This is a genomic window from Gilliamella sp. CG22, assembly GCF_046635725.1.
Classification (GTDB): domain Bacteria; phylum Pseudomonadota; class Gammaproteobacteria; order Enterobacterales; family Orbaceae; genus Gilliamella; species Gilliamella apicola_I.
The window spans coordinates 198209-220358 of record NZ_JBIDFK010000001.1; the positions used below are offsets into that span (position 1 = coordinate 198209).

The 22150-nt window shown below is 37.2% G+C and carries 19 protein-coding genes and 1 other RNA gene; 11 read left to right on the top strand and 9 right to left on the bottom strand.

What is annotated here, in order from left to right:
* Positions 1-65 precede the first annotated feature (65 nt).
* From rpoE to rlmB, 11 genes are all read left to right on the top strand, one after another.
* Positions 66-638 carry an RNA polymerase sigma factor RpoE gene (gene rpoE / locus ACGH46_RS00930; RefSeq protein ID WP_267350583.1) on the top strand — a complete coding sequence of 191 codons (573 nt, stop codon included), beginning with the start codon at positions 66-68 and terminating at the stop codon, positions 636-638.
* Positions 639-681: 43 nt separating this feature from the next.
* Positions 682-1242, top strand: a complete 561-nt coding sequence (locus tag ACGH46_RS00935; RefSeq protein WP_267350581.1) for an RseA family anti-sigma factor — start codon at positions 682-684, stop codon at positions 1240-1242.
* 6 nt (positions 1243-1248) lie between these two features.
* Positions 1249-2235: a MucB/RseB C-terminal domain-containing protein gene (locus ACGH46_RS00940; RefSeq protein ID WP_411597168.1), complete on the top strand. Its 987-nt coding sequence runs from the start codon at positions 1249-1251 to the stop codon at positions 2233-2235.
* Between the two features lie 155 nt (positions 2236-2390).
* Positions 2391-4187, top strand: coding sequence for a translation elongation factor 4 (gene lepA / locus ACGH46_RS00945; protein WP_267379205.1), 1797 nt, complete (start codon positions 2391-2393; stop codon positions 4185-4187).
* Positions 4188-4207: 20 nt separating this feature from the next.
* Positions 4208-5209: a signal peptidase I gene (lepB, locus tag ACGH46_RS00950; RefSeq protein WP_411603516.1), complete on the top strand. Its 1002-nt coding sequence runs from the start codon at positions 4208-4210 to the stop codon at positions 5207-5209.
* A gap of 5 nt (positions 5210-5214) precedes the next feature.
* Positions 5215-5895 carry a ribonuclease III gene (gene rnc, locus ACGH46_RS00955; protein WP_267361084.1) on the top strand — a complete coding sequence of 227 codons (681 nt, stop codon included), beginning with the start codon at positions 5215-5217 and terminating at the stop codon, positions 5893-5895.
* On the top strand, positions 5892-6797 hold the full coding sequence (gene era / locus ACGH46_RS00960; RefSeq protein WP_411603518.1) for a GTPase Era: 906 nt from the start codon (positions 5892-5894) through the stop codon (positions 6795-6797). Before rnc ends, era begins: the two co-directional genes overlap by 4 nt.
* Before the next feature lie 384 nt (positions 6798-7181).
* Positions 7182-8774, top strand: a complete 1593-nt coding sequence (purH, locus tag ACGH46_RS00965) for a bifunctional phosphoribosylaminoimidazolecarboxamide formyltransferase/IMP cyclohydrolase (protein WP_411603521.1) — start codon at positions 7182-7184, stop codon at positions 8772-8774.
* 45 nt (positions 8775-8819) lie between these two features.
* Positions 8820-10112: a phosphoribosylamine--glycine ligase gene (gene purD, locus ACGH46_RS00970; protein ID WP_411603523.1), complete on the top strand. Its 1293-nt coding sequence runs from the start codon at positions 8820-8822 to the stop codon at positions 10110-10112.
* Between the two features lie 199 nt (positions 10113-10311).
* Positions 10312-12741 carry a ribonuclease R gene (gene rnr / locus ACGH46_RS00975; RefSeq protein ID WP_411603525.1) on the top strand — a complete coding sequence of 810 codons (2430 nt, stop codon included), beginning with the start codon at positions 10312-10314 and terminating at the stop codon, positions 12739-12741.
* Positions 12742-13494, top strand: coding sequence for a 23S rRNA (guanosine(2251)-2'-O)-methyltransferase RlmB (gene rlmB, locus ACGH46_RS00980; RefSeq protein ID WP_411603528.1), 753 nt, complete (start codon positions 12742-12744; stop codon positions 13492-13494). It abuts the gene before it with no gap.
* Positions 13495-13764: 270 nt separating this feature from the next.
* Here rlmB and ACGH46_RS00985 read toward each other — a convergent pair whose 3' ends face one another.
* The 9 genes from ACGH46_RS00985 to epmA all read right to left on the bottom strand — a co-directional run bounded on the left by ACGH46_RS00985 (position 13765) and on the right by epmA (position 22090).
* Positions 13765-15225, bottom strand: a complete 1461-nt coding sequence (locus ACGH46_RS00985) for a catalase (RefSeq protein ID WP_267361072.1) — start codon at positions 15223-15225, stop codon at positions 13765-13767.
* A 294-nt stretch (positions 15226-15519) separates the two neighbouring features.
* A complete protein-coding gene (locus ACGH46_RS00990; protein WP_411603531.1) occupies positions 15520-16065 on the bottom strand; it encodes a 5-formyltetrahydrofolate cyclo-ligase in 546 nt (181 codons plus the stop codon).
* Between the two features lie 24 nt (positions 16066-16089).
* Positions 16090-16272, bottom strand: a non-coding RNA gene (gene ssrS, locus ACGH46_RS00995) — 6S RNA.
* 56 nt (positions 16273-16328) lie between these two features.
* Entirely contained in the window at positions 16329-16622 is a 294-nt protein-coding gene (gene zapA, locus ACGH46_RS01000) for a cell division protein ZapA (protein WP_065559560.1), read from the bottom strand.
* Positions 16623-16629: 7 nt separating this feature from the next.
* A complete protein-coding gene (gene dxs, locus ACGH46_RS01005) occupies positions 16630-18492 on the bottom strand; it encodes a 1-deoxy-D-xylulose-5-phosphate synthase (protein WP_411590082.1) in 1863 nt (620 codons plus the stop codon).
* Between the two features lie 15 nt (positions 18493-18507).
* Positions 18508-19380 (bottom strand): (2E,6E)-farnesyl diphosphate synthase, encoded by an 873-nt coding sequence (gene ispA, locus ACGH46_RS01010; protein ID WP_411603533.1) that lies wholly within the window; start codon positions 19378-19380, stop codon positions 18508-18510.
* Positions 19370-19615: an exodeoxyribonuclease VII small subunit gene (gene xseB, locus ACGH46_RS01015; protein ID WP_065559557.1), complete on the bottom strand. Its 246-nt coding sequence runs from the start codon at positions 19613-19615 to the stop codon at positions 19370-19372. The genes ispA and xseB overlap by 11 nt, the downstream gene beginning before the upstream one ends.
* 130 nt (positions 19616-19745) lie before the next feature.
* On the bottom strand, positions 19746-21113 hold the full coding sequence (rmuC, locus tag ACGH46_RS01020) for a DNA recombination protein RmuC (protein ID WP_411603536.1): 1368 nt from the start codon (positions 21111-21113) through the stop codon (positions 19746-19748).
* Between the two features lie 2 nt (positions 21114-21115).
* Complete coding sequence (gene epmA, locus ACGH46_RS01025; protein WP_267361064.1) at positions 21116-22090, bottom strand: elongation factor P--(R)-beta-lysine ligase; 975 nt, start codon at positions 22088-22090, stop codon at positions 21116-21118.
* Positions 22091-22150: the final 60 nt, after the last annotated feature.

Below are 22150 nucleotides of genomic sequence, written 5' to 3' on the forward strand. Positions count from 1 at the left end.
CTAACTGTGTGAGTGCAGCGTTTTGGCCGAGCAACAGTTATTAACATAATGAGGAATGGCCTTTAATGGGGGAGCAAGTAACAGACCAAGTTTTAGTTGACCGTGTATTAAACGGAGATAAAAATGCGTTCAATTTACTTGTGGTTCGTTATCAAAATAAATTGTCTCACTTGGTTTCTCGTTATGTACTCGCTTCTGAAGTGCCAGATGTTGTACAAGAAACCTTTATCAAAGCTTATCGTTCGTTAAGCTTATTTAAAGGGGAAAGTGTTTTTTACACATGGTTATACCGCATAGCGGTTAACACAGCAAAGAATTATTTAACGTCTCAAGGTCGAAGACCACCTTCATCGGATATTGATGCAAGCGAGGCGGAAAGTTATGAAGGAGCTGATTCGCTCAGGGATCTTGATAATCCTGAGAATTTAGCGCTTTCTGATGAAGTTAAAAAAGCCGTATTTGAAGCAATTGATGCGCTTCCTGATGATTTAAGAATAGCAATTACATTACGTGAAATTGATGGTTTAAGTTATGAGGAGATTGCAGAAATAATGGATACGCCGGTTGGAACAGTGAGATCACGCATTTTTAGAGCAAGAGATGCGATTGATGAAAAATTAAAACCATTAATTGGTTGAATACAAAATGATAATGAGTAGTCATAAATTTAAGGTATCTACTATGCGAATTGAACAGAAAGAGCAACTTTCATTGCTTATGGATGGCGAGTTTACAAGTGATCATTTCATTGATGAAATATCAAATGATGAAAGCCTTCAATCATGTTGGCATCGCTATCATATTGCCAGAGAAGCAATGCGTGGTGACTTGCATAGTAGCGCATTAACTTTGGATATTTCTAAACAAGTGGCAAACGCCATTGCTAAAGAAGATATCTATAACAAATTAACCAATCAACCTAATCAGGATGAAATATCGCGACCAAATAAACAAAATCTTATTTGGATTCGTCTCAAAGACGTCATGGCAAAAGTCAGTCAAGTTGGTCTTGCTGCTTGCGTTACTTTAGCGATTATTGCGGGTGTACAATATCAACAACGTCAATCTGATAGTGATAGTAATATCCCAACTTTAAATACCATCCCTGTTGGTGTCAATGTTGCTCCTGTTGGAGGACTACAGCAACAGAATGATCAGCAACTTCTAGAAAAAAGACAATATGATAAAATCAGATTACTTGTACAAGATTATGAACTGCAAAAAAGGTTAAATGCTCAGTAATCCGAAATGAAATTAAAATTTTATTCAAATTTCCAAACAATGATAAAACAGAGTAGCTATATATTTGCTAGTCTGTTTTTTCTGCTAATGTCCCTGTCAATTCAAGCTAGTGAAAATAATGATCCTGTCGCTCTGCTTAATAAAATGAGCAAGGCAGTGCAAACTCAAGATTATCAAATTCACTTCTTATCACAAGATAAAAATCAATACGTTAGTACATATGAATATACGCATTTAGGTGCGGAAAATAAAAAAGATGTCAAAGCGTTGTTACTTTATCTTGAAGGTGCTGCGAGAGAAATTATTTTACATGAAAACGTCATTAGCTACTTCCAACCGGATAGCGAGTCTTTTTCGATAAGCAGTTCACGAATTGTTGAGGCTTTCCCAGATATTATATATAACGATTTTAATGAACTTACCGATGTATATGACTTTACTTTATTAGGAAAAACACGGACAGCAAATCGTAGCGTACAATTGGTTAAAATGGTCGCAAAAGATAAAGATCGTTATAGCTATGTTATTTGGGTTGATGATGAAATTTACCTACCGATTCGTATAGATTTATTAGATCAACATAGCGAAATTATCAGCCAACTTAAGGTAGTCGATCTCGACGAAAATTTTGATAAAAAAGCAGTAAAGGAATACATCGAAACTCGAAGCTACCCTATTTTATTATCTATTGAAAAACAAGAAAACGTACTCGATTCATGGCGATTAGCATGGCTACCTAAAGGATTTAAAGAAGTGGCAGCATATAATGTCAATTTTTATAATTCAGATATAGCTACAAAGCTTTTTTCAGATGGCGTTTTTTCATTTACGGTCAATGTTTCTTCCGAAAAAGCAAATCAGGCTAATCAGTTTATCCAACAAGGTGGACGAACCATTTTTTCAACCAATATTGCTAAAAAGAATATTATCATTATTGGTAATCTACCGCGAACGACTATAGAACGTATTGCACAAAATATTATTGAGAAATAGTGGTTAACTTCTCGATAACGCTATGCTTAGCAGTGATAAATGTGTAAAATGCTACTCTTTCTAGCTTTATAATTATTATGAGATACTGTTTATCACTATTCGGTATTTAAATAGTTAATTGTTTACAACTAAAATACAAAATATAATTTATTGATATGAATAAAAATATCCGCAATTTTTCAATTATTGCTCATATTGACCATGGTAAATCTACACTTTCAGACCGCATCATACAAATTTGTGGAGGTCTGTCTGATCGTGAAATGGCAGCACAAGTTTTAGATTCAATGGATCTTGAACGTGAACGTGGTATAACAATTAAAGCACAAAGTGTTACGCTCGATTATCATGCAAAAAATGGTGAGACATATCAGCTTAATTTTATTGACACCCCCGGTCATGTTGACTTCTCTTACGAAGTATCGCGATCGTTAGCGGCTTGTGAAGGGGCGCTGTTAGTGGTTGATGCAGGTCAAGGCGTTGAAGCACAAACTCTGGCAAACTGTTATACCGCTTTAGATATGAATCTTGAAGTTGTCCCAGTGCTAAATAAAATTGATTTGCCCGCTGCTGAGCCGGAACGTGTGGCAGAAGAAATCGAAGATATTGTTGGTATTGATGCCTCTAATGCTGTTCGCTGTTCAGCAAAAACAGGTGTGGGGGTTATTGATGTACTCGAACAATTGGTTAATGATATTCCGCCACCTGAAGGCGATTCAAATGCACCTTTGCAGGCATTGATAATTGATTCATGGTTTGATAATTATCTTGGTGTTGTGTCTTTAATTCGCATTAAAAATGGTGAATTAAAGAAAGGGGATAAAATCAAAGTGATGAGCACAGGTATGACTTACAATGTTGATCGCCTTGGAATATTTACCCCAAAACAAGTCGACAAAACCTGTTTACAATGTGGTGAAGTAGGTTGGGTTGTCTGTGCAATTAAAGATATTTTAGGGGCTCCTGTTGGTGATACATTAACATCTGCTAAAACACCAGCAGAAAACCCATTACCGGGGTTCAAAAAAGTAAAACCCCAGGTTTATGCTGGGTTATTCCCGACTAGTTCGGATGATTATGAAGCCTTTCGTGATGCACTTGGAAAACTAAGCCTAAATGATGCATCGCTATTTTATGAGCCAGAAAACTCAGGTGCATTAGGGTTTGGTTTCCGTTGTGGTTTCCTTGGATTATTACACATGGAAATCATTCAAGAGCGGTTAGAGCGTGAATACAACTTAGATTTGATTACGACAGCGCCAACAGTAGTTTACGAAGTGCTGACAACGTCAAACGAGATAATCTATGTTGACAGCCCTGCTAAACTACCTGCTGTTAACAATATTCAAGAATTGCGTGAGCCTATTGCTGAGTGTAACATTTTGGTACCACAGACTTATCTTGGCAATGTTATTACACTTTGTGTTGAAAAGCGTGGGGTACAAACGCATATGGTTTATCATGGAAATCAGGTGTCGCTAACCTATGAAATCCCTATGACCGAAGTGGTTTTAGATTTCTTTGACAAGTTAAAGTCAACTTCTCGTGGTTATGCTTCATTGGATTACAGTTTCAAACGTTTCCAAGTTGCCGATATGGTCAGGTTAGATGTACTTATTAACGGAGAACGTGTTGATGCGTTAGCGTTAATCACTCATAAGGACAATGCACCTTATCGCGGTCGCGAATTAGTTGAAAAAATGAAAGATTTAATTCCACGTCAACAATTTGATATTGCTATTCAAGCAGCAATCGGAAATCATATCATTGCTCGTTCAACCGTTAAGCAATTACGTAAAAATGTATTAGCAAAATGTTATGGTGGTGACGTTAGTCGTAAGAAAAAACTTTTACAAAAGCAAAAAGAGGGTAAAAAACGCATGAAACAAGTGGGTAATGTTGAATTACCACAAGAAGCGTTTTTAGCTATTTTACATGTCGGTAAAGATTAACCAGTAAAAGAGGAAAAAAAATGGCTAATACATTCGCCATCATATTAACAATAGCAACATTGATAACAGGTATCTTTTGGTTTTTAGAAAAATACCGCTGGAAGCCTGCAAGACAGCGTAAAGTTGAGGAAGTCCGTAAACAATGCAATGGTGAAATCGATGGAAAAGTGCTGGCTCAAGTCGGTAAACCAAAAGGTTGGGTAGAGAATTTAGCCTCATTTTTCCCCGTTCTTTTTGTTGTATTTTTCATCCGCTCGTTTCTATATGAACCGTTTCAGATTCCGTCTGGTTCGATGATGCAGACACTTTTGATTGGTGATTTTATTGCTGTTCAGAAATATTCTTATGGATTGCGTGATCCCATTACTAATACGGTCATTATATCGACAGGGCATCCTAAACGAGGAGATGTTGCCGTTTTTAAACACCCAGATGGTTCAAAAATTGATTTAATTAAGCGTGTAGTTGGCTTGCCAGGTGATAAAATTGTTTACTCAGTTCAAGACAAAAAACTCTTTATTTATCCTGCTTGCCAAAGTAGTGATACCAACTGTGTAGGGCAAAAAACGCAACCACTGGATTTACATTACAGTGAACCAAAATTAAGTAATTGGAAACAAGTTTATCAGCAATTCAAATCAGGGCCTAATTTTTATACTTTAGAACAGTATAAAGAAAAAGGTATTGCTGATTCAAACTCTGTCGAATCATTAAATATAAACATACAGCAAGAAACACTGGGTGATGAACCACACGATATTTTAACAACGGAAAACATAATTGAAAAACCTCAATACTTCTTCCATCAAAATGGACAACCGCTTGCGACTTGGGTTGTACCAGAAGGCAATTACTTTATGATGGGTGATAATCGTGATAACAGTGGCGACAGCCGTTATTTTGGATTTGTGCCTGAATCAAACTTCGTTGGTAAAGCGACAGCAATATGGATTAGCTTTGAAAAACAACCCGATGAATGGCCTACGGGTATTCGCTTTAGCCGTATTGGAGGCATACACTAGTCGCCATGAGTATTAAAAATTTAAAATCATTGCAACAGTCGATTGGCTATCAGTTTCAAAACCTTTCATTACTTGAATTAGCCTTAACTCATCGAAGTGCGAATAAACGACATAACGAACGCCTAGAGTTTCTAGGCGATTCTATTTTAAGCTTTGCCATTGCAGACGATCTTTTTCATCGATTTAAACAGCAAGATGAAGGTGATTTAAGTCAGATGCGAGCAAGCTTAGTTTGTGGCACAACATTGGCTGAAATAGGCAAAGCATTTAATTTAGGAAATTATCTGACTTTAGGACAAGGTGAATTAAAAAGCGGTGGTTTTCGTCGGGAATCAATTATTGCTGATGCGGTTGAAGCCATTATTGGTGCGATCTATTTAGATAGTAATATTGAAAATGTCAGGCGGTTAATACTGTCTTGGTATCAGAGCCGGTTAGCAGAAATTAAGCCGGGTGTGAAACAAAAAGATGCGAAAACAAGACTTCAAGAATACTTGCAAGGGATACATCAAGAACGTCCCTGTTATTTGATCCTTGAAGTTACAGGTGATAAACACGAGCAAGAATTTTTGATTCAATGCAAACTTGAAAATGATGATCATCAATATTTAGGGCGAGGACTTAGTCGCCGTAAAGCCGAACAAGCTGCTGCTCAACAAGCACTCAATCAATTAGGTATAAAATGACAGAAACAACACAACATTATGGATTCGTTGCCATCGTAGGTCGACCAAACGTCGGCAAATCAACATTATTAAATCAATTATTAGGTCAAAAAGTTTCTATTACCTCGCGTAAAGCTCAAACAACACGTCATCGTATAGTGGGCATTGATACTCAAGATAATGACCAAATAATTTATATCGATACACCCGGTCTTCACATTGAAGAAAAAAGAGCCATTAATCGCCTTATGAATCGAGCGGCGACTAGTTCTATTGGTGATGTAGAGTTGGTGATTTTTGTCGTTGAGGGGACACACTGGACAGATGATGACGAAATGGTTGCTAACAAATTGAAAGATTGTAAGTCGCCAGTCTTATTAGTGATTAATAAAATTGATAATGTTACCGATAAAACCCAATTGTTACCTCATATTCAAGAAATCAGCCAAAAAATCAATTTTCTTGATGTCGTACCAATTAGCGCTGAAAAGGGTGAAGGCATTGATATCATCAAAGATATTGTGAAAAAACATTTACCGGTTGGTGAACACCATTTTCCAGAAGATTACATTACTGACCGATCGCAACGGTTTATGGCATCTGAAATCATTCGTGAAAAATTAATGCGTTTTTTAGGGGATGAATTGCCTTATTCGGTAACCGTTGAAATCGAACAATTCAAAGTTGATGAACGAACTGGCATGTATCGAATCAATGGTCTAATATTGGTCGAACGTGATGGTCAAAAGAAAATGGTTATCGGCAATAAAGGTGAAAAGATCAAAAAAATTGGGATTGAAGCGCGTAAAGATATGCAATCTTTTTTTGATACCAAGGTTCATTTAGAGTTATGGGTTAAAGTCAAAGCGGGTTGGGCTGATGACGAGCGTGCATTACGCAGTCTTGGCTATAGTGACGATTAAACCTTATTGCTTGGTTATTTAATGAGTTATCAATTTAGTTTAGCTTATTCCGCTTTATTGATAACTCATTTTTTAACCAAATAAATTTTATTGCGATAGGAATACATTAGAACTACCTATTTATCAATTTTTCGGTTACTACCAATCAAACAATACTCTTTATTTTTTAAAATCAGATCACTTTTATAGCTAAAAAAGCTTGTTCTATTTTTCAAGGTAAATTTTCAAATGCTCCATATGCTAGGCTTAAAATGTTAGATTCGCTTTGCAGGATATAATTAAATTTATCAGAATATAAACTAATCACTAAACATCGATGATGCTTTTCTATATAATACCGATTCAATTGATTTGGATTTAAAGTATTAACTTCGGAGCCCCATCATGCAGCAGTTTCGACCTATTCATCGCGCTTTACTTAGCGTATCTGACAAAACCGGTATTATCGAATTTGCCCAAGCTCTTCATCAACGAAACGTTGAACTTCTTTCTACGGGCGGTACCGCTAAATTGCTTATGAAACACAATATTCCCGTCATTGAGGTTTCAGACTATACTGGATTTCCTGAGATGATGGAAGGAAGAGTCAAAACGCTTCATCCTAAAATTCATGGTGGAATTTTAGGGCGGCGAGGTTTAGATGATGATGTGATGCATCAACATCAAATTGCACCGATTGATATGGTCGTGGTTAACTTGTATCCCTTTGCTGACACCGTCGCTAAATCAGATTGCCGTTTAGAAGATGCCGTTGAAAATATTGATATTGGTGGCCCCACCATGGTACGTGCAGCGGCTAAAAATCATCAAGATGTCGCTATTGTTGTTGATTACAATGACTATGCGACCATTATTGAATTGCTTGATCAGCAAGATAATTCTCTTAGCTACCCATATCGTTTCAATTTGGCGATTAAAGCTTTTGAACACACAGCAAAATATGATGGCATGATTGCCAATTATTTTGGGCAGTTAGTGCCGCCTTATTATGGTGAAACCGATAAAGTGTCTGGACAATTTCCACGAACATTGAATCTTCAATTTATCAAAAAGCAGGACATGCGTTATGGTGAAAATGCACATCAAAAAGCAGCTTTTTATATTGATGAAGATATAAACGACGCATCGATAGCGACCGCTAAACAATTACAAGGTAAGGCACTTTCTTATAACAATATTGCGGATGCGGATGCAGCACTTGAATGCGTTAAATCATTTGATGAGCCAGCGTGTGTGATTGTCAAACACGCTAATCCTTGCGGAGTGGCTGTGAGTGACACCCTTTTGAATGCTTACTTAAATGCGTTTAAAACCGATCCAACGTCTGCTTTTGGTGGGATTATTGCTTTTAATCGTCCTTTAGATTCAAAAACGGCAACCAGAGTTATAGAAAACCAATTTGTAGAAGTGATTATAGCACCGTCAATTAATGAAGATGCACTTGCCATAATGCAGACAAAAAAAAATGTACGGGTATTAGCATGTGGTCAATGGTCGCAATCATCGAATAGTCGTTTAGATTTTAAACGAGTAAATGGTGGACTCTTAGTTCAAGAACATGACTTAAGTATGGTCAACGAAAATCAATTGACAGTGGTGACCAAACGGCAACCAACTAAAAAAGAACTATCAGATGCACTGTTTTGCTGGAAAGTGGCTAAGTTTGTTAAATCAAATGCCATTGTTTATGCCAAAGACAACATGACCATTGGAATTGGAGCAGGACAAATGAGTCGTGTGTATTCGGCTAAAATAGCCGGTATAAAAGCGAAAGATGAAAATTTAGAAGTAGCGGGCTGTGTGGTCGCATCTGATGCATTTTTTCCATTCAGAGACGGCATTGATGCTGCGGCTAAAGTAGGGGTAACTTGTGTCATTCAACCAGGTGGATCTATCCGTGATGATGAGGTTATTCAAGCTGCTAATGAACATAATATTGCAATGATTTTTACTAATATGCGTCATTTTAGACATTGATCGTATAATATAAATGTCAGTTAAGAACAAATTAAAGGAATGGGTATGAAAGTATTAGTTATTGGTAATGGTGGTCGTGAGCATGCTTTAGCATGGAAAGCGGCACAGTCCCCTTTAGTTACAAAAGTTTTTGTCGCACCGGGTAATGCAGGTACAGCACTTGAGCCTAATTTAGAAAATATTAATATCAAAGCAAATGATATTAGTGGATTACTTAATTTTGCCCAGCAACAGCAAATTGATTTAACTATAGTGGGGCCTGAAGTCCCATTAGTACTTGGTGTTGTTGATAGTTTTCAAAAAGCTGGATTAAACATTTTTGGGCCAACTAAATCGGCAGCTCAGCTAGAAGGTTCTAAAGCTTTTACTAAAGATTTTTTAGCGCGTCACCAAATCCCCACAGCTGAATATCAAACTTTTACTGAAATTGATCCTGCCATTGCCTATATACGTGAAAAATGCGCTCCCATTGTGATTAAAGCCGACGGGCTAGCGGCCGGTAAAGGGGTTATTGTCGCCATGACCCTTGAAGAAGCTGAAAATGCTGTACGCGATATGCTAGCGGGTAATGCATTTGGTGATGCGGGTCATCGAGTGGTTATCGAAGAATTTTTAACGGGCGAAGAAGCTAGTTTTATTGTCATGGTTGATGGCAAGCATGTCGAGCCAATGGCAACAAGTCAAGATCACAAGCGAGTCGGTGACGGTGATACGGGTTTAAATACGGGGGGAATGGGCGCTTACTCTCCAGCACCTGTTGTGACAGATGAGGTATTTACCAAAGTTATGGAACAAATTATCTATCCAACCGTAAATGGCATGGCTCAAGAAGGCAATGTTTATGTTGGTTTTTTGTATGCAGGCTTAATGATTGATAAACAGGGTAATCCTAAAGTGATTGAATTTAATTGTCGTTTTGGCGATCCCGAAACCCAACCCATTATGATGCGTATGCAATCAGACTTGATTGAGTTATGTTTGGCGGCGGTAAATGGTCAATTAAGTACGGTTAAATCCAACTGGGATCGAAGACCTGCATTAGGTGTCGTTATGGCTGCTGGTGGTTATCCGGGTGAATATAATACCCAAGATACAATCATTGGTTTACCTACTGAATCGACAGCTGATTGTAAAGTCTTCCATGCAGGTACGAGTTTTGAAAAAGGGCATGTGTTAACTAACGGTGGTCGTGTACTTTGTGTCACTGCTTTAGGAGATACGGTATTGGAAGCTCAGCAACGTGCTTATCAACAAGTTGATAAAATCCATTGGCACGGCTGTTTTTATCGTCATGATATCGGTTATCGCGCCATTGAGCGTGAAAAAAACACTAAATAGATGAGTAAAACATAATTGAATTTATATCATTTATAGGCTTAGAAATGGCGAATTAGATTTGGTTTTGATGTTAATAATTTAGTTTTGTTTAGCTATGTAAATTATATCGATAAAGATTAGTAGTAAAAAGGAATGTTTATTTTAAGTTACATAACTCTATGTTATGCTACCGATTAAATATGATCTCTGGATATTCCTTATGATAAACGATCCATTCTATGAACGAGAAGCGCAGAAATATGATTCACCGATAGCCAGTCGCGAATTAATATTAGATTATCTAACCAAAGAGGCGAAGCCTGCTAATTTAGAAAAAATTGCCCAAGCCGTTTCCATTAAAAATGAAGAACAAAAAGAAGCACTACATCGCCGCTTACGTGCAATGGAACGCGATGGTCAAGTCGTGTTTACACGCCGTAAATGTTATGCATTGCCTGAAAAGTTAGATATGGTTAAGGGGAAGGTGATTGCACATCGTGATGGTTTTGGCTTTTTACGTGTTGAAGGAAAACCTGAAGATTACTTTTTATCGCCAGAACAGATGAAAAAAGTCTTACAAGGTGATGTAATTTTAGCCCAACCACTGAGTAATCAATATCGTGGAAAAACAGAAGCACGTGTTGTGCGTATTTTAGAGCCTCGCAGTAATTTAATTGTTGGTCGTTACTTTATTGAACAAGGCGTTGGATTTGTGGTGCCTGATGATAGTCGCTTAAATTTTGATATTTTAATCACTGGTAAACCGAAACGCACAGTACGCATGGGAACGGTCGTCGTTGTTGAGTTACAACAACGCCCAGAACGTCGTCAAAAAGCGGTCGGTGTCATTAAAGAAGTCCTTGGTGAAATCATGGGGACTAACTTAGCCATAGATATTGCTCTTCGTAATCATGAAATCCCATATGAATTTCCTAAAGCCGTTGAAAAAGAGGTGAGTAAATTTGGTGATGAAGTGCCCGAAAAAGCCAAAAAAGGGCGTAAAGATTTACGGGATCTACCTTTAGTTACCATTGATGGTGAAGATGCACGTGATTTTGATGATGCCGTGTATTGCCAAAAAAATCGTGGTGGAGGTTACCGATTATGGGTGGCAATAGCCGATGTCAGTTATTACGTCAGATCCGATAAAGCACTTGATAAAGAAGCCTGCTTACGCGGTACATCGGTGTATTTTCCTTCTCGTGTCGTGCCGATGTTGCCTGAAGCTTTATCAAATGGACTTTGTTCGCTTAATCCACAGGTAGATAGACTATGTTTAGTTTGTGAAATGACCGTATCAAACAAAGGCCGTTTGACCGGTTATCAATTTTACGACGCTGTGATGAATTCACATGCCAGATTGACTTACACGAAAGTTGCAAAAATTTTAGACGGTGATAAAGAACTACGTCAACATTACCATGATTTAGTGCCACATTTAGAAAACCTATATGGCTTATACAAAATATTGGATAAGTCACGAATTGCTCGTGGAGCGATTGGTTTTGAATCGGAAGAACCGAAATTCATTTTCAATGCCGATAAACGGATCGAAAGTATTGAGTTAGCACAACGTAATGATGCACATAAAATTATTGAAGAGTGTATGATTTTAGCTAATGTTGCAGCAGCAAAACTGGTGATTGAAGCGGACGTACCTGCTTTGTTTCGTGTTCATGATCGTCCTGATGAAGAGCGAATGAATAACTTACGTAGCATCTTACAAGAACTAGGATTATCGTTAGGTGGCGGTGGTAATCCAAAATCAAAAGATATTGCCGAATTGATGCTAGCGATTGAAGATCGTATTGATAGTGATATGTTACAGACAGTTATTTTACGTTCGATGAAACAAGCGATTTATGATCCAGAAAATCGGGGTCATTTTGGGCTTGCACTTGAAGAGTATGGTCATTTTACCTCGCCAATTCGACGTTACCCTGATTTACTGTTACATCGAACTATTAAGTGGATATTAGCCAATGAACAGCATAAAACCAGTAAGACAGGCGGGCATCGTTATACCATTAACGAAATGCTCTATTTTGGCGAACATTGTTCACTGACTGAACGTCGAGCCGATGAGGCAGTGCGTGATGTGGTTGATTGGCTCAAGTGCGATTATATGCAAGATCATGTGGGTGAAGTCTTTAATGGTACCATATCAAGTGTTGTGAACTTCGGGTTTTTTGTCAGATTAGATGATCTGTTTATAGACGGTTTGGTACATGTTTCATCGCTTGAAAATGATTATTATATATATGACGCATCTCGAAATCGTTTAATTGGTGAAAATACCCATTACAGTTACCGTTTAGGTGATAAAGTTAGCGTTAAAGTAGAAAATGTTAATCCTGAAGAAAGAAAAATTGATTTTGCCTTGGTCAGTAGTAATAATAAGCCTAAGCGTCATGGTAAAACCGCAAAAACTAAGGCTAAACAGCTAAATGATAAAAATAATAACGATATTGCACCGGCTAAAAAGCGTAAAAGCAAAAAACAAGTAGTGAGTGGCAGCGTTAGAAAAAAGGTGAAAGCGACAAATAAAAATAAAGGAAAGCGCAAAAAGGTAGATAAAAATGCGGTTCAAATCGCATCGACATCAACAAGTAAAACGGCTAAAAGTAAGAAAGTAAAGAGTAAAAAATAGATGAGTGAAACAGTTTACGGTATCCATGCTATAGAAGCACTTTTAACACGTGCCCCTGAAAGAATTATTGAGGTTTACATCGCCAAAGGGCGGGAAGATAAACGTCTTAATAGTCTTGTGCATGAAATAGAACAACTTGGTTTAATCGTGAAAATAACCCATCGCCAGTGGTTAGATGACAAATCTAAAAATGGTGTACATCAAGGTATTTTAGCAATAGTAAAACCCTGTCGTACCTATCAAGAAAATGACATTCCATTACTAGTTGAACAGCAACCCAATCCCGTTATTCTGATTTTAGATGGCGTAACAGATCCACATAATCTTGGTGCCTGCATCAGAACAGCAGACGCCGCAGGGGTTAATTTTATTATTGTCCCGAAAGATCGTTCGGCTCCGCTTAATTCGACGGCACAAAAAGTGGCTTGTGGAGCAGCTGAAAGTATCCCTGTTGTTCGGGTAACCAATTTAGCTCGTACCATGCGAATGTTACAAGATGAGTATCATGTGTGGATTGTGGGCACAGCTGGAGAAGCAGAACACACACTTTATCAAACTGACTTTTACAAATCATCAACAAATATTCCATTGGCTCTGGTTATGGGCGCAGAAGGGGAAGGCATGCGACGTTTAACCAAAGAACATTGTGACGAATTGGTCAGTATTCCAATGGCGGGAATTGTGTCATCGCTGAATGTCTCGGTAGCAACGGGCGTTTGCTTATTTGAGATAGTCAGACAAAAAAATAAGTAGTTAAAAAAGGACAATAAGCTTGGTTTAGTTAAACCACTAACCAAGCAGTAAATAAAACAATATTTGATTGTTTTCTCAAGAAATTCTTCCAAATAACCATCAAAACAGTTTTATATTTATCTATGAATTTTCAACAATAGAGTTAAGTCCTGTTCGCCAGCCAAAATAAAAGTAAATACAAATAAATAGCCTGTTTATTTAACTTAGCGCTAAATTTATTAACCATACAGTGCCGATTAAGCAAAGTCGGCACTGTGGTTATAAGGTGAACTAACTTTTGATAAGATCGATTTCAATTCCTAACCCATTGGCAACACCAGAACCATAATCAGGGTGGACTTTATAAAAGTGTTTAAGTTGTCTAATTTGGATATCACGATCAACGTTTTTCATTGAACCGACAATATTATCAATCAGGAGCTGTTTTTGATCGGGACGCATTAAATTGAATAATGCGCGTGGCTGTGAATAGTAATCATCGTCAACACGATGATCATGTCTATCCATTGTACCAGCAGGCACATGCATCGGTGGCTCAGCATATTGTGGTTGTTGTTTAGGTGCGCTATCAACACTATTTGGCTCATAATTAGGCGCATTATCTGGTGTATAAAAGCGCATAGCTCCATCACGTTGATAATTGTGTACCGGACATTTCGGCGCATTGATCGGTAATTGTTGGTAGTTTGTGCCTATACGATAACGATGTGCATCGGCATAAGCAAAAATTCGCCCTTGTAACATCTTATCTGGCGATAACCCCGTTCCAGGCACGACATTACTTGGTTCAAATGCGGCTTGTTCAACTTCAGCAAAATAGTTTTCTGGATTACGATTAAGTTCCATTACGCCCACTTCAATTAATGGATACTGTTTTTGTGACCACACTTTTGTCACATCAAAAGGGTTTTCAGGATGATGATTGGCTTGTTCTTCAGTCATTACCTGCATGTAAAGGCGCCATTTAGGATAGTCACCGCGTTCAATTGCATTAAATAAATCTTCTTGTGCTGAGTCGGGATTACTACCATCTAATTCGGCTGCTTTTTTAGGATGGATATTTTTAATACCTTGTTCCGTTCTAAAATGCCATTTAACCCAAGTGCGAACATTATCTTTATTAATAATACTGTAAGTATGACTACCAAAACCATGCATATGTCTAAAGCCGTCAGGAATACCACGGTCAGAGAACAGAATGGTGACTTGATGAAGTGATTCCGGTGACAAAGACCAAAAATCCCACATCATTTGCGGATCTTTTAAGTTGGTTTTAGGATCACGTTTTTGGGTATGAATAAAATCTGGGAATTTGAGGGCATCACGTATAAAAAATACCGGTGTATTGTTGCCAACAATATCCCAGTTACCTTGATCGGTATAAAATTTTACAGAAAATCCCCTAGGATCACGGGCTGTATCGGATGAACCTCGTTCACCACCAACAGTTGAAAATCGGGCAAACACGGGAGTTTGTTTTCCCACTTTGGCAAAAATACTGGCATAAGTATATTGAGTGATATCATTAGTCACGGTAAATGTACCATGTGCACCCGAACCCTTAGCATGTACACGTCTTTCAGGAATGTTCTCACGATTAAATTGTGCTAATTTCTCAATAAGCTGATAATCATCAATTAATACAGGGCCTCGAGGACCTGCGGTACGGGAATTTTGATTATCGGCTATTGGTGCTCCATTGTTGGTGGTTAAGGCTTTTTTTTCTGACATTGCTACACTCCTTTTTATTATAAAAAAAAGTCTTAAGAAATAAAATTCCACCATGAGTTAGAATATTTATTCCCTAAGACTTGAGTATGAAACAATAATACAAAACAAAAAAAGAACTAAAAGGATGAATAACATACTGTAAAAAGAAAGATTGTAATTTACAAATTATTACTTTTGAATAGCCATTGTTTAAAAAAACAAAGTTAAGAAATGAAGCGTAAATAAGTATACAACTATTCAATTTTAAATGATACAAATTTCAATCACTTTTTTTAATATAATTGTAAAGGTGATTCAGGCATAAATGATTTGAGGTAATTGGATATCCCAAGGTTGATTGCTTAGTTGCTGAACTTTTTGGCAGGCAAACCCTAAACCAATCGGTAAAATTTGGTCTGCTTTATAATTAGCTAACAAACGATCATAAAATCCGCCACCCATTCCTAAACGATAACCTCGATCATCGAATGCAACTAAAGGAGTGAAAACAATATCCAATTTTTGATGGGGAATGACATCTAATACATTTAAAGCGGGTTCTAAGATACCATACTTATTTTTGATTAATTGACTGTAAGGGGTGTATTGAATAAAAAGTAAGTGAGTAGGTACAAAAGGATGAATTATCGGTAAATAGACAGATTTATTTTGCTGCCATAAATATTCAATAATAGGTTTAGTTTCAATTTCGCCATCAAAAGAGAGAAATATTGCGATATTCTTGGCTTGACCAATCGCAGTATGATCAGCAATTTTTTGGTAAATACGTTGCTGGGCAATTTGACGTTCATGAGGCGATAATTGACGCCTTTTTTGGCGAATAATCTGTCGGATGTTCATTAAGTTATCACTTATGAAGAAAAGGAAAACTCCAAGATGTCGTTAGGGTCGTAACCCTTGAACCCAAGGTTCAAGGTGAACAACGTGTTTTAATTTTTAGGTTTCCTTAACATTAAGGCATACACACCAATTAAAAGTCACATCATTCTAAAGTAAAGAATATCGGCTCAGGGGACTAACCCTTAATCGCGAACATCCCAGAGATGGGTAACATAATACAAAATTTGAAAAATCATACAATAGTATTTTTATTAAATTTACAATTAGAGTGATTCATTGTTAGAGTTTAAAGCCGAATCAAGTAACTGTTGTAATAATTTTAAGCGACCACTAAACTGATCACTCTTTTCTTTTTCTTTAGTCAGTTCGTAAGAGATATTCAGTGCAGCCGTCATAATTAGTTGATCACTTCCAACTTGTGGTGATTTTTCACGTAAATTTGTCAAGCGTAGATCGAGATCTCTCGCAGCATTATTGAGGGCGTCCACTTCATCAACTGGACAATTAAATTTTAACGTTCGTCCAAAAATTTGAATAGTGACAGCTTGAGTTTCCATATTTTACCTATTGATTTATAAATTTATTGATTTTATCGATAATATGTTCTGAGTTTAATCCCATTTCAGCCCTAATTTCACTTTGTGATCCTTGTGGAATAAACCTGTCAGGTAATCCAATGTTTAAAATATCACATTTTATTTTTTTCGATAACAGGAATTCATTGATGCTACTTCCTGCTCCGCCTTTAATACTATTTTCTTCTATTGTGACTAGTATATTATGGGTTTGGCTAATCTGCAAAAGTACTTTCTCATCTAATGGTTTTACAAAGCGCATATCAATAACTGTAGCATTAATTTGCTCGGCAGCTTGTAAAACTTCAGGGAGTAATGTGCCAAAATTGAGTAAAGCTATTTTTTCGCCTTCTCGGCATACCTTAGATTGACCTAATGGAATGGCATTTAAAGGTGCTAGCGGTGTTCCTGTTCCTTCTCCTCGAGGATAACGTACCGCTGCAGGCCCTTGATGAAGATAGCCAGTATATAGCATTTGACGACATTCATTTTCATCACTTGGTGTCATGATAACTAGATTTGGTATACATCTTAAAAAACTTAAATCAAATGCCCCTTGATGGGTTTCTCCATCTGCACCCACGATCCCCGCGCGATCTATTGCAAACAAAACAGGCAGATTTTGTATTGCAATATCATGAATAACTTGATCATAAGCACGTTGTAAAAAAGTAGAATAGATTGCCACAATCGGTTTAAAGTCACTAATAGCAAAACCTGCCGCTAACGTTACCGCATGTTGCTCAGCAATAGCCACATCATAAAACTGGTTGGGATAACGTTTAGCAAATTCAGTCATACCAGAACCTTCACTCATTGCGGGGGTAATAGCGATCAATCGCTCGTCCTTTTCTGCCATTTCACACAGCCATTCACCAAAAACTTGCGAATAGGTGGGTGCAATTTTTTTATCTAACGGGAAAGTTCCATCAATAGGATCAAACTTTGGTACACCATGCCAGAGTGTCGGGTTCTTTTCAGCAGGCTCATAGCCTTTCCCTTTTTGTGTAATGACATGCAATAACTGAGGACCTTTTAATTGTCGCACTCTTTGTAATGTGGAGACTAAATTTTCAATATCATGTCCGTCAATGGGGCCAATGTAATTAAAACCCAGTTCTTCAAATAAAATGGCAGGAGTGATTAAACCTTTTAAATGTTCTTCTGTTTTTTTAACTAACTCTTTTAATGGCGGAATATTGGAAAGAACACGTTTGCCACTTTCTCGAAAAGAAGTATAGGCCTTACTGGATAGAATTTGCGTTAAATGTTGATTTAATGCTCCGGTATTTTCAGAAATGGACATATCATTATCATTTATAATCACTAACATATCGGGTTTGATATGACCTGCATGATTCATTGCTTCAAATGCCATGCCTGCTGTTAATGCACCGTCTCCGATAATGGCTGCAACTTTTTGACCTGATTGTTTTTTTTGTTCACTAATGGCAATACCCAATGCTGCACTGATTGAAGTTGAAGAATGTCCTGTAGTTAATACGTCATATTCGCTTTCTTCTCGATGTGGAAAAGAATGTATGCCGTCTTTTTGGCGAATAGTCAGCATCTGATCACGGCGACCCGTTAAAATTTTATGTGGATAGGCTTGATGTCCAACATCCCAAATAATTTTATCGAATGGCGTATGATAAACGTAATGGAGGGCGACCGTTAATTCAACTACGCCAAGACCGGAAGCTAAATGTCCACTGGATTGACTTACACTAGTTAACAAAAATTGCCTAAGCTCACGACAAATCGCAGATAATTGCGAAAGCGGATAGCGCCTAAGATCGGTTGGAGAGTTAATTTGTTTTAATAGCGGATAATTATCTAAATTCATCTTTATTATTGAGTGAGTGTGTTAACTATTACGATTAATAATATAACTAGCAAGGTCTTGTAATGGCTTACTATTATAAGGTATTTGCTTCACACTATCGATAGCTTGTTGATAAAGTTGTTGTGTCAACTGTTGCGCATTTTTTAATCCCATTAAGGACGGATAAGTGCTTTTTTCATGTGCAATATCTGAACCTTGTCGTTTTCCCATAATGGCTTGTTCGCCAATAATATCTAAAATGTCATCTTGAATTTGAAAAGCAAGTCCAATTGCCTTTGAATAATGATCTAAATTAGCATAATAAGGGATAGCTTGATTACCGCTCGCATAGGCGCCTAAGCGTATCGCTGCTTTTATCAAAGCGCCAGTTTTGTAGCAGTGAATTTTTTGTAAATGCTCAAGTGATATCGATTGGTGTTCAGCTTGTAAATCAAGTGATTGTCCTAAACACATCCCATCTAAACCACTTGCTTGTGCCAGCTCGGTTATCATTCTAATTTTGGCTTGATCATCGAGGAATTGGCTTTCAGCTAATAATGTAAATGCTAATGATTGTAATGCGTCTCCGGCTAAAATAGCCTGTGCTTCATTAAATTGAATATGGCAAGTAGGTTTACCTCGCCGTAAATCATCATTATCCATAGCAGGTAGGTCATCATGAATAAGCGAATAGGTATGGATCGATTCAATTGCGGCTGCCGGTTCGTCCAAATTAGCAAGTGGACAACCAAACATTTGACCTGTTAAATAGACTAAAATAGGGCGTATTCGCTTACCACCAGCAAGTAAACTGTAACTCATAGCTTGTTGCAAAGTCGATGCCGATTTTTCTGATAAATACGACGTTAAAAAAGCATCAATACGATCTTGCAACGTTTTTAAGTTATTCATCATCATCCACTAAAAAATCTGACAATTCAGCATCACTATTTTCAGATAATAAAATTTGTATCCGTTGCTCTGCTTGTTTTAACTGTTTTTGACCCGCTCTGGCAAGCTTGACCCCTTTTTCAAATTCATTCAATGCTTCATCTAGGGGGAGGTCACCATTTTCTAAATGTGTGACGATAGTTTCAAGCTGTTTCAGTGTTTCTTCAAAACTCGGTTCTTTAGTCGTTTTTTTGGGCATAAGGTAATCCTCTTTTTACTCAGTAAGTATACACGTTATTTTAAGAATGGTGAATGACACTTTATCTGTATATTCTAGCATTTAGCGATCTTCAATGCCTGACGTTCTTCATTATCAATACAATACCTACTTATAATGATTGATTTGAAATAGTCTCTTGCTTCTGCTCCAATTCATCTAGTGACACTAAAGCAAGATCAGGATCGATCGGTTTTTTAACTTCAACACCTAATTCCCGAAATTTTTCAATTTGACCAATGACGTTACCTCGTCCTTTAGCCAATTTATTCATTGAATTTTGAAATGTTTGTTGTGCTTTATCTAAACAGTTACCCAAATTTTCCATATCCTCAACAAAACCACGGACTTTATCATAAAGTTTACTTGCTCTATCGGCAATTAATTCGGCATTGCGATTTTGATATTCAAATCGCCATAGATTATGAATAGTTCGCAGTGCCACTAAAAGCGTGGTTGGACTGACTATCATAATATTATTTTTTAGTGCCTCATTGATTAATGAGGGATCCTGATCTATGGCACATAAAAAAGCAGGTTCGACAGGAATAAACATCAGAATATAATCTAACGAATTAATGCCGATAAGTTTATGATAGTCTTTTTGGCTAAGTTGTTTAAGATGATTACGGACTGCTATCAAGTGGTCTGACATGGCTTTAGCTTTGATGACCTCATCTTCGCCATTAAAATAGCGCTCATAAGCAACAAGGGTGACTTTTGAATCAATCACAACATCACCACCTTGAGGTAAATGTACAATGACATCAGGCTGTAATCGTCGATTATCGTCATTGGTTAGATTTACTTGTGTTTCATATTCATAACCTAAACGTAATCCAGAATTATCCAAAATTTGACTGAGGATAAATTCACCCCAATTTCCTTGAGTTTTATTATTTCCTTTTAAGGCATTAGTAAGATTAATCGCTTCTTTAGTCATAAGCTCATTGAGTTGCTGCAAATTACGAATTTCGTGTGTCAGTGTATGACGCTCTTTCGCTTCTTGACCAAAACTATCTTGAACTTGTTTTTTAAAGCCTTCTAACTGCTCTTTAAGTGGTGACAATAAAAAATCTAAACTTTGTTTATTTTGTTGTTCAATTTTTTTACCACTGTGTTCAAATATGCGGTTAGCTAAGTTTTCAAATTGGGTTGTAAGACGTTGCTCGCTTTGTTCAAGAATAGTTTGACGTTCATGCGCAGAATTAAGCGTTTCTTCTAAGCGAGTTTTCAGTTCGCTAATTTTCATATTTTGAGCAACGTGTTGTTGTCGATACGCATTAAGTTCATTTTCTAACTGCATGACTTGTTTGACAAGAGTCTGCAATTCCTCTTTTTTCTGTGACAATTGAATATCAAATAATTGTTTGAGATTATGGCTGGTAAATTGGTACTTAAAAACGATTATCAATAAAATTAAGGATACACAACAAAAAATAATTGCAATCCAATCAATTAATCCCAACGCAGCAAGCATAATTAAGCCCTTTCAAAAGTAAATGATACCACATCCGCTAAGCTTTGAGACTCAAGCGCTAGCATGATTAGGCGATCTAATCCTACCGCAACGCCTGCACAATCAGGCAATCCTGCTTCCATTGCTGCTAATAATTCAACATCAATATTTTGTTGTGGTAAGTTTAATTTGGTGCGATCCAGATTATTTTGTTCAAATCGTAGCTTTTGTTCTTGCGCATTTGTCAGTTCTTTAAATCCATTGGCAAGTTCTACACCTTTATAATAGAACTCAAAACGACTTGCAACACGATGATCTTCGGAACTGATAGTGGCTAATGCTGCTTGAGAAGCAGGAAAATTAAAGACAGCTATGGGTCTATCTTTCCCGATATGCGGTTCAACGCCTAAGGTAAACAAGCACTGTAATAATGAATCTCGATCATAATCTTCAGTTTTTATACCCATGTTGAGTTGATTTGCGGCAGTAATTAATGTTTGGTGATCTGCTTCGAGCGGGTCGATATTTAAATGACGTTGAAAAGCTTTTTGGTATGAAATCCTTTCAGCAGGCTCACAATCTAAGACGTATTGTAATAGATCGTCGACTTCGTTGATCATTTGCATCATATCAAATTGAATTCGATACCATTCAAGCATAGTAAACTCGGGATTGTGAATTCGACTCACTTCTTCATGATTACGAAAGGATTTACAGATTTGATAAATAGGACCACTGCCCGCAGCCAGTAAGCGTTTCATATGGTATTCAGGACTGGTAATGAGCGTCATTTTTTGTCCTTGAGATAGTTCAAATTCGCCTGGTTTATAAAAAGTGGTATCAAAGGAACTTAAATGCACATCCGTGACAGCATATTGGCTTAAAGTTGGAGTTTCAACTTCTAAAATACATCGGTCAGCAAAGAATTGTCTTACTTGAGAAACGATTTTTGCGCGCTTAAGAAGGTTAGTGATAGATGCAGAAGGTTGCCAAGTCATAAAAAAATCCATGAGGGTTGATAATTCATAAAAAAGAAATAGGGCTAAAGCCCTATAAAT

Excerpts from the sequence above, each read along its gene's own strand:
- purD (WP_411603523.1), top strand. The coding sequence starts at position 8,820 with ATGAAAGTATTAGTTATTGGTAATGGTGGTCGTGAGCATGCTTTAGCA.
- rnc (WP_267361084.1), top strand. The coding sequence starts at position 5,215 with ATGAGTATTAAAAATTTAAAATCATTGCAACAGTCGATTGGCTATCAG.
- zapA (WP_065559560.1), bottom strand. The coding sequence starts at position 16,622 with ATGGAAACTCAAGCTGTCACTATTCAAATTTTTGGACGAACGTTAAAA.
- xseB (WP_065559557.1), bottom strand. The coding sequence starts at position 19,615 with ATGCCCAAAAAAACGACTAAAGAACCGAGTTTTGAAGAAACACTGAAA.
- epmA (WP_267361064.1), bottom strand. The coding sequence starts at position 22,090 with ATGACTTGGCAACCTTCTGCATCTATCACTAACCTTCTTAAGCGCGCA.
- ACGH46_RS00985 (WP_267361072.1), bottom strand. The coding sequence starts at position 15,225 with ATGTCAGAAAAAAAAGCCTTAACCACCAACAATGGAGCACCAATAGCC.
- rlmB (WP_411603528.1), top strand. The coding sequence starts at position 12,742 with ATGAGTGAAACAGTTTACGGTATCCATGCTATAGAAGCACTTTTAACA.
- rmuC (WP_411603536.1), bottom strand. The coding sequence starts at position 21,113 with ATGCTTGCTGCGTTGGGATTAATTGATTGGATTGCAATTATTTTTTGT.
- ACGH46_RS00990 (WP_411603531.1), bottom strand. The coding sequence starts at position 16,065 with ATGAACATCCGACAGATTATTCGCCAAAAAAGGCGTCAATTATCGCCT.
- rpoE (WP_267350583.1), top strand. The coding sequence starts at position 66 with ATGGGGGAGCAAGTAACAGACCAAGTTTTAGTTGACCGTGTATTAAAC.
- lepB (WP_411603516.1), top strand. The coding sequence starts at position 4,208 with ATGGCTAATACATTCGCCATCATATTAACAATAGCAACATTGATAACA.
- rnr (WP_411603525.1), top strand. The coding sequence starts at position 10,312 with ATGATAAACGATCCATTCTATGAACGAGAAGCGCAGAAATATGATTCA.
- ACGH46_RS00940 (WP_411597168.1), top strand. The coding sequence starts at position 1,249 with ATGAAATTAAAATTTTATTCAAATTTCCAAACAATGATAAAACAGAGT.
- era (WP_411603518.1), top strand. The coding sequence starts at position 5,892 with ATGACAGAAACAACACAACATTATGGATTCGTTGCCATCGTAGGTCGA.
- ACGH46_RS00935 (WP_267350581.1), top strand. The coding sequence starts at position 682 with ATGCGAATTGAACAGAAAGAGCAACTTTCATTGCTTATGGATGGCGAG.
- ispA (WP_411603533.1), bottom strand. The coding sequence starts at position 19,380 with ATGATGAATAACTTAAAAACGTTGCAAGATCGTATTGATGCTTTTTTA.
- lepA (WP_267379205.1), top strand. The coding sequence starts at position 2,391 with ATGAATAAAAATATCCGCAATTTTTCAATTATTGCTCATATTGACCAT.
- purH (WP_411603521.1), top strand. The coding sequence starts at position 7,182 with ATGCAGCAGTTTCGACCTATTCATCGCGCTTTACTTAGCGTATCTGAC.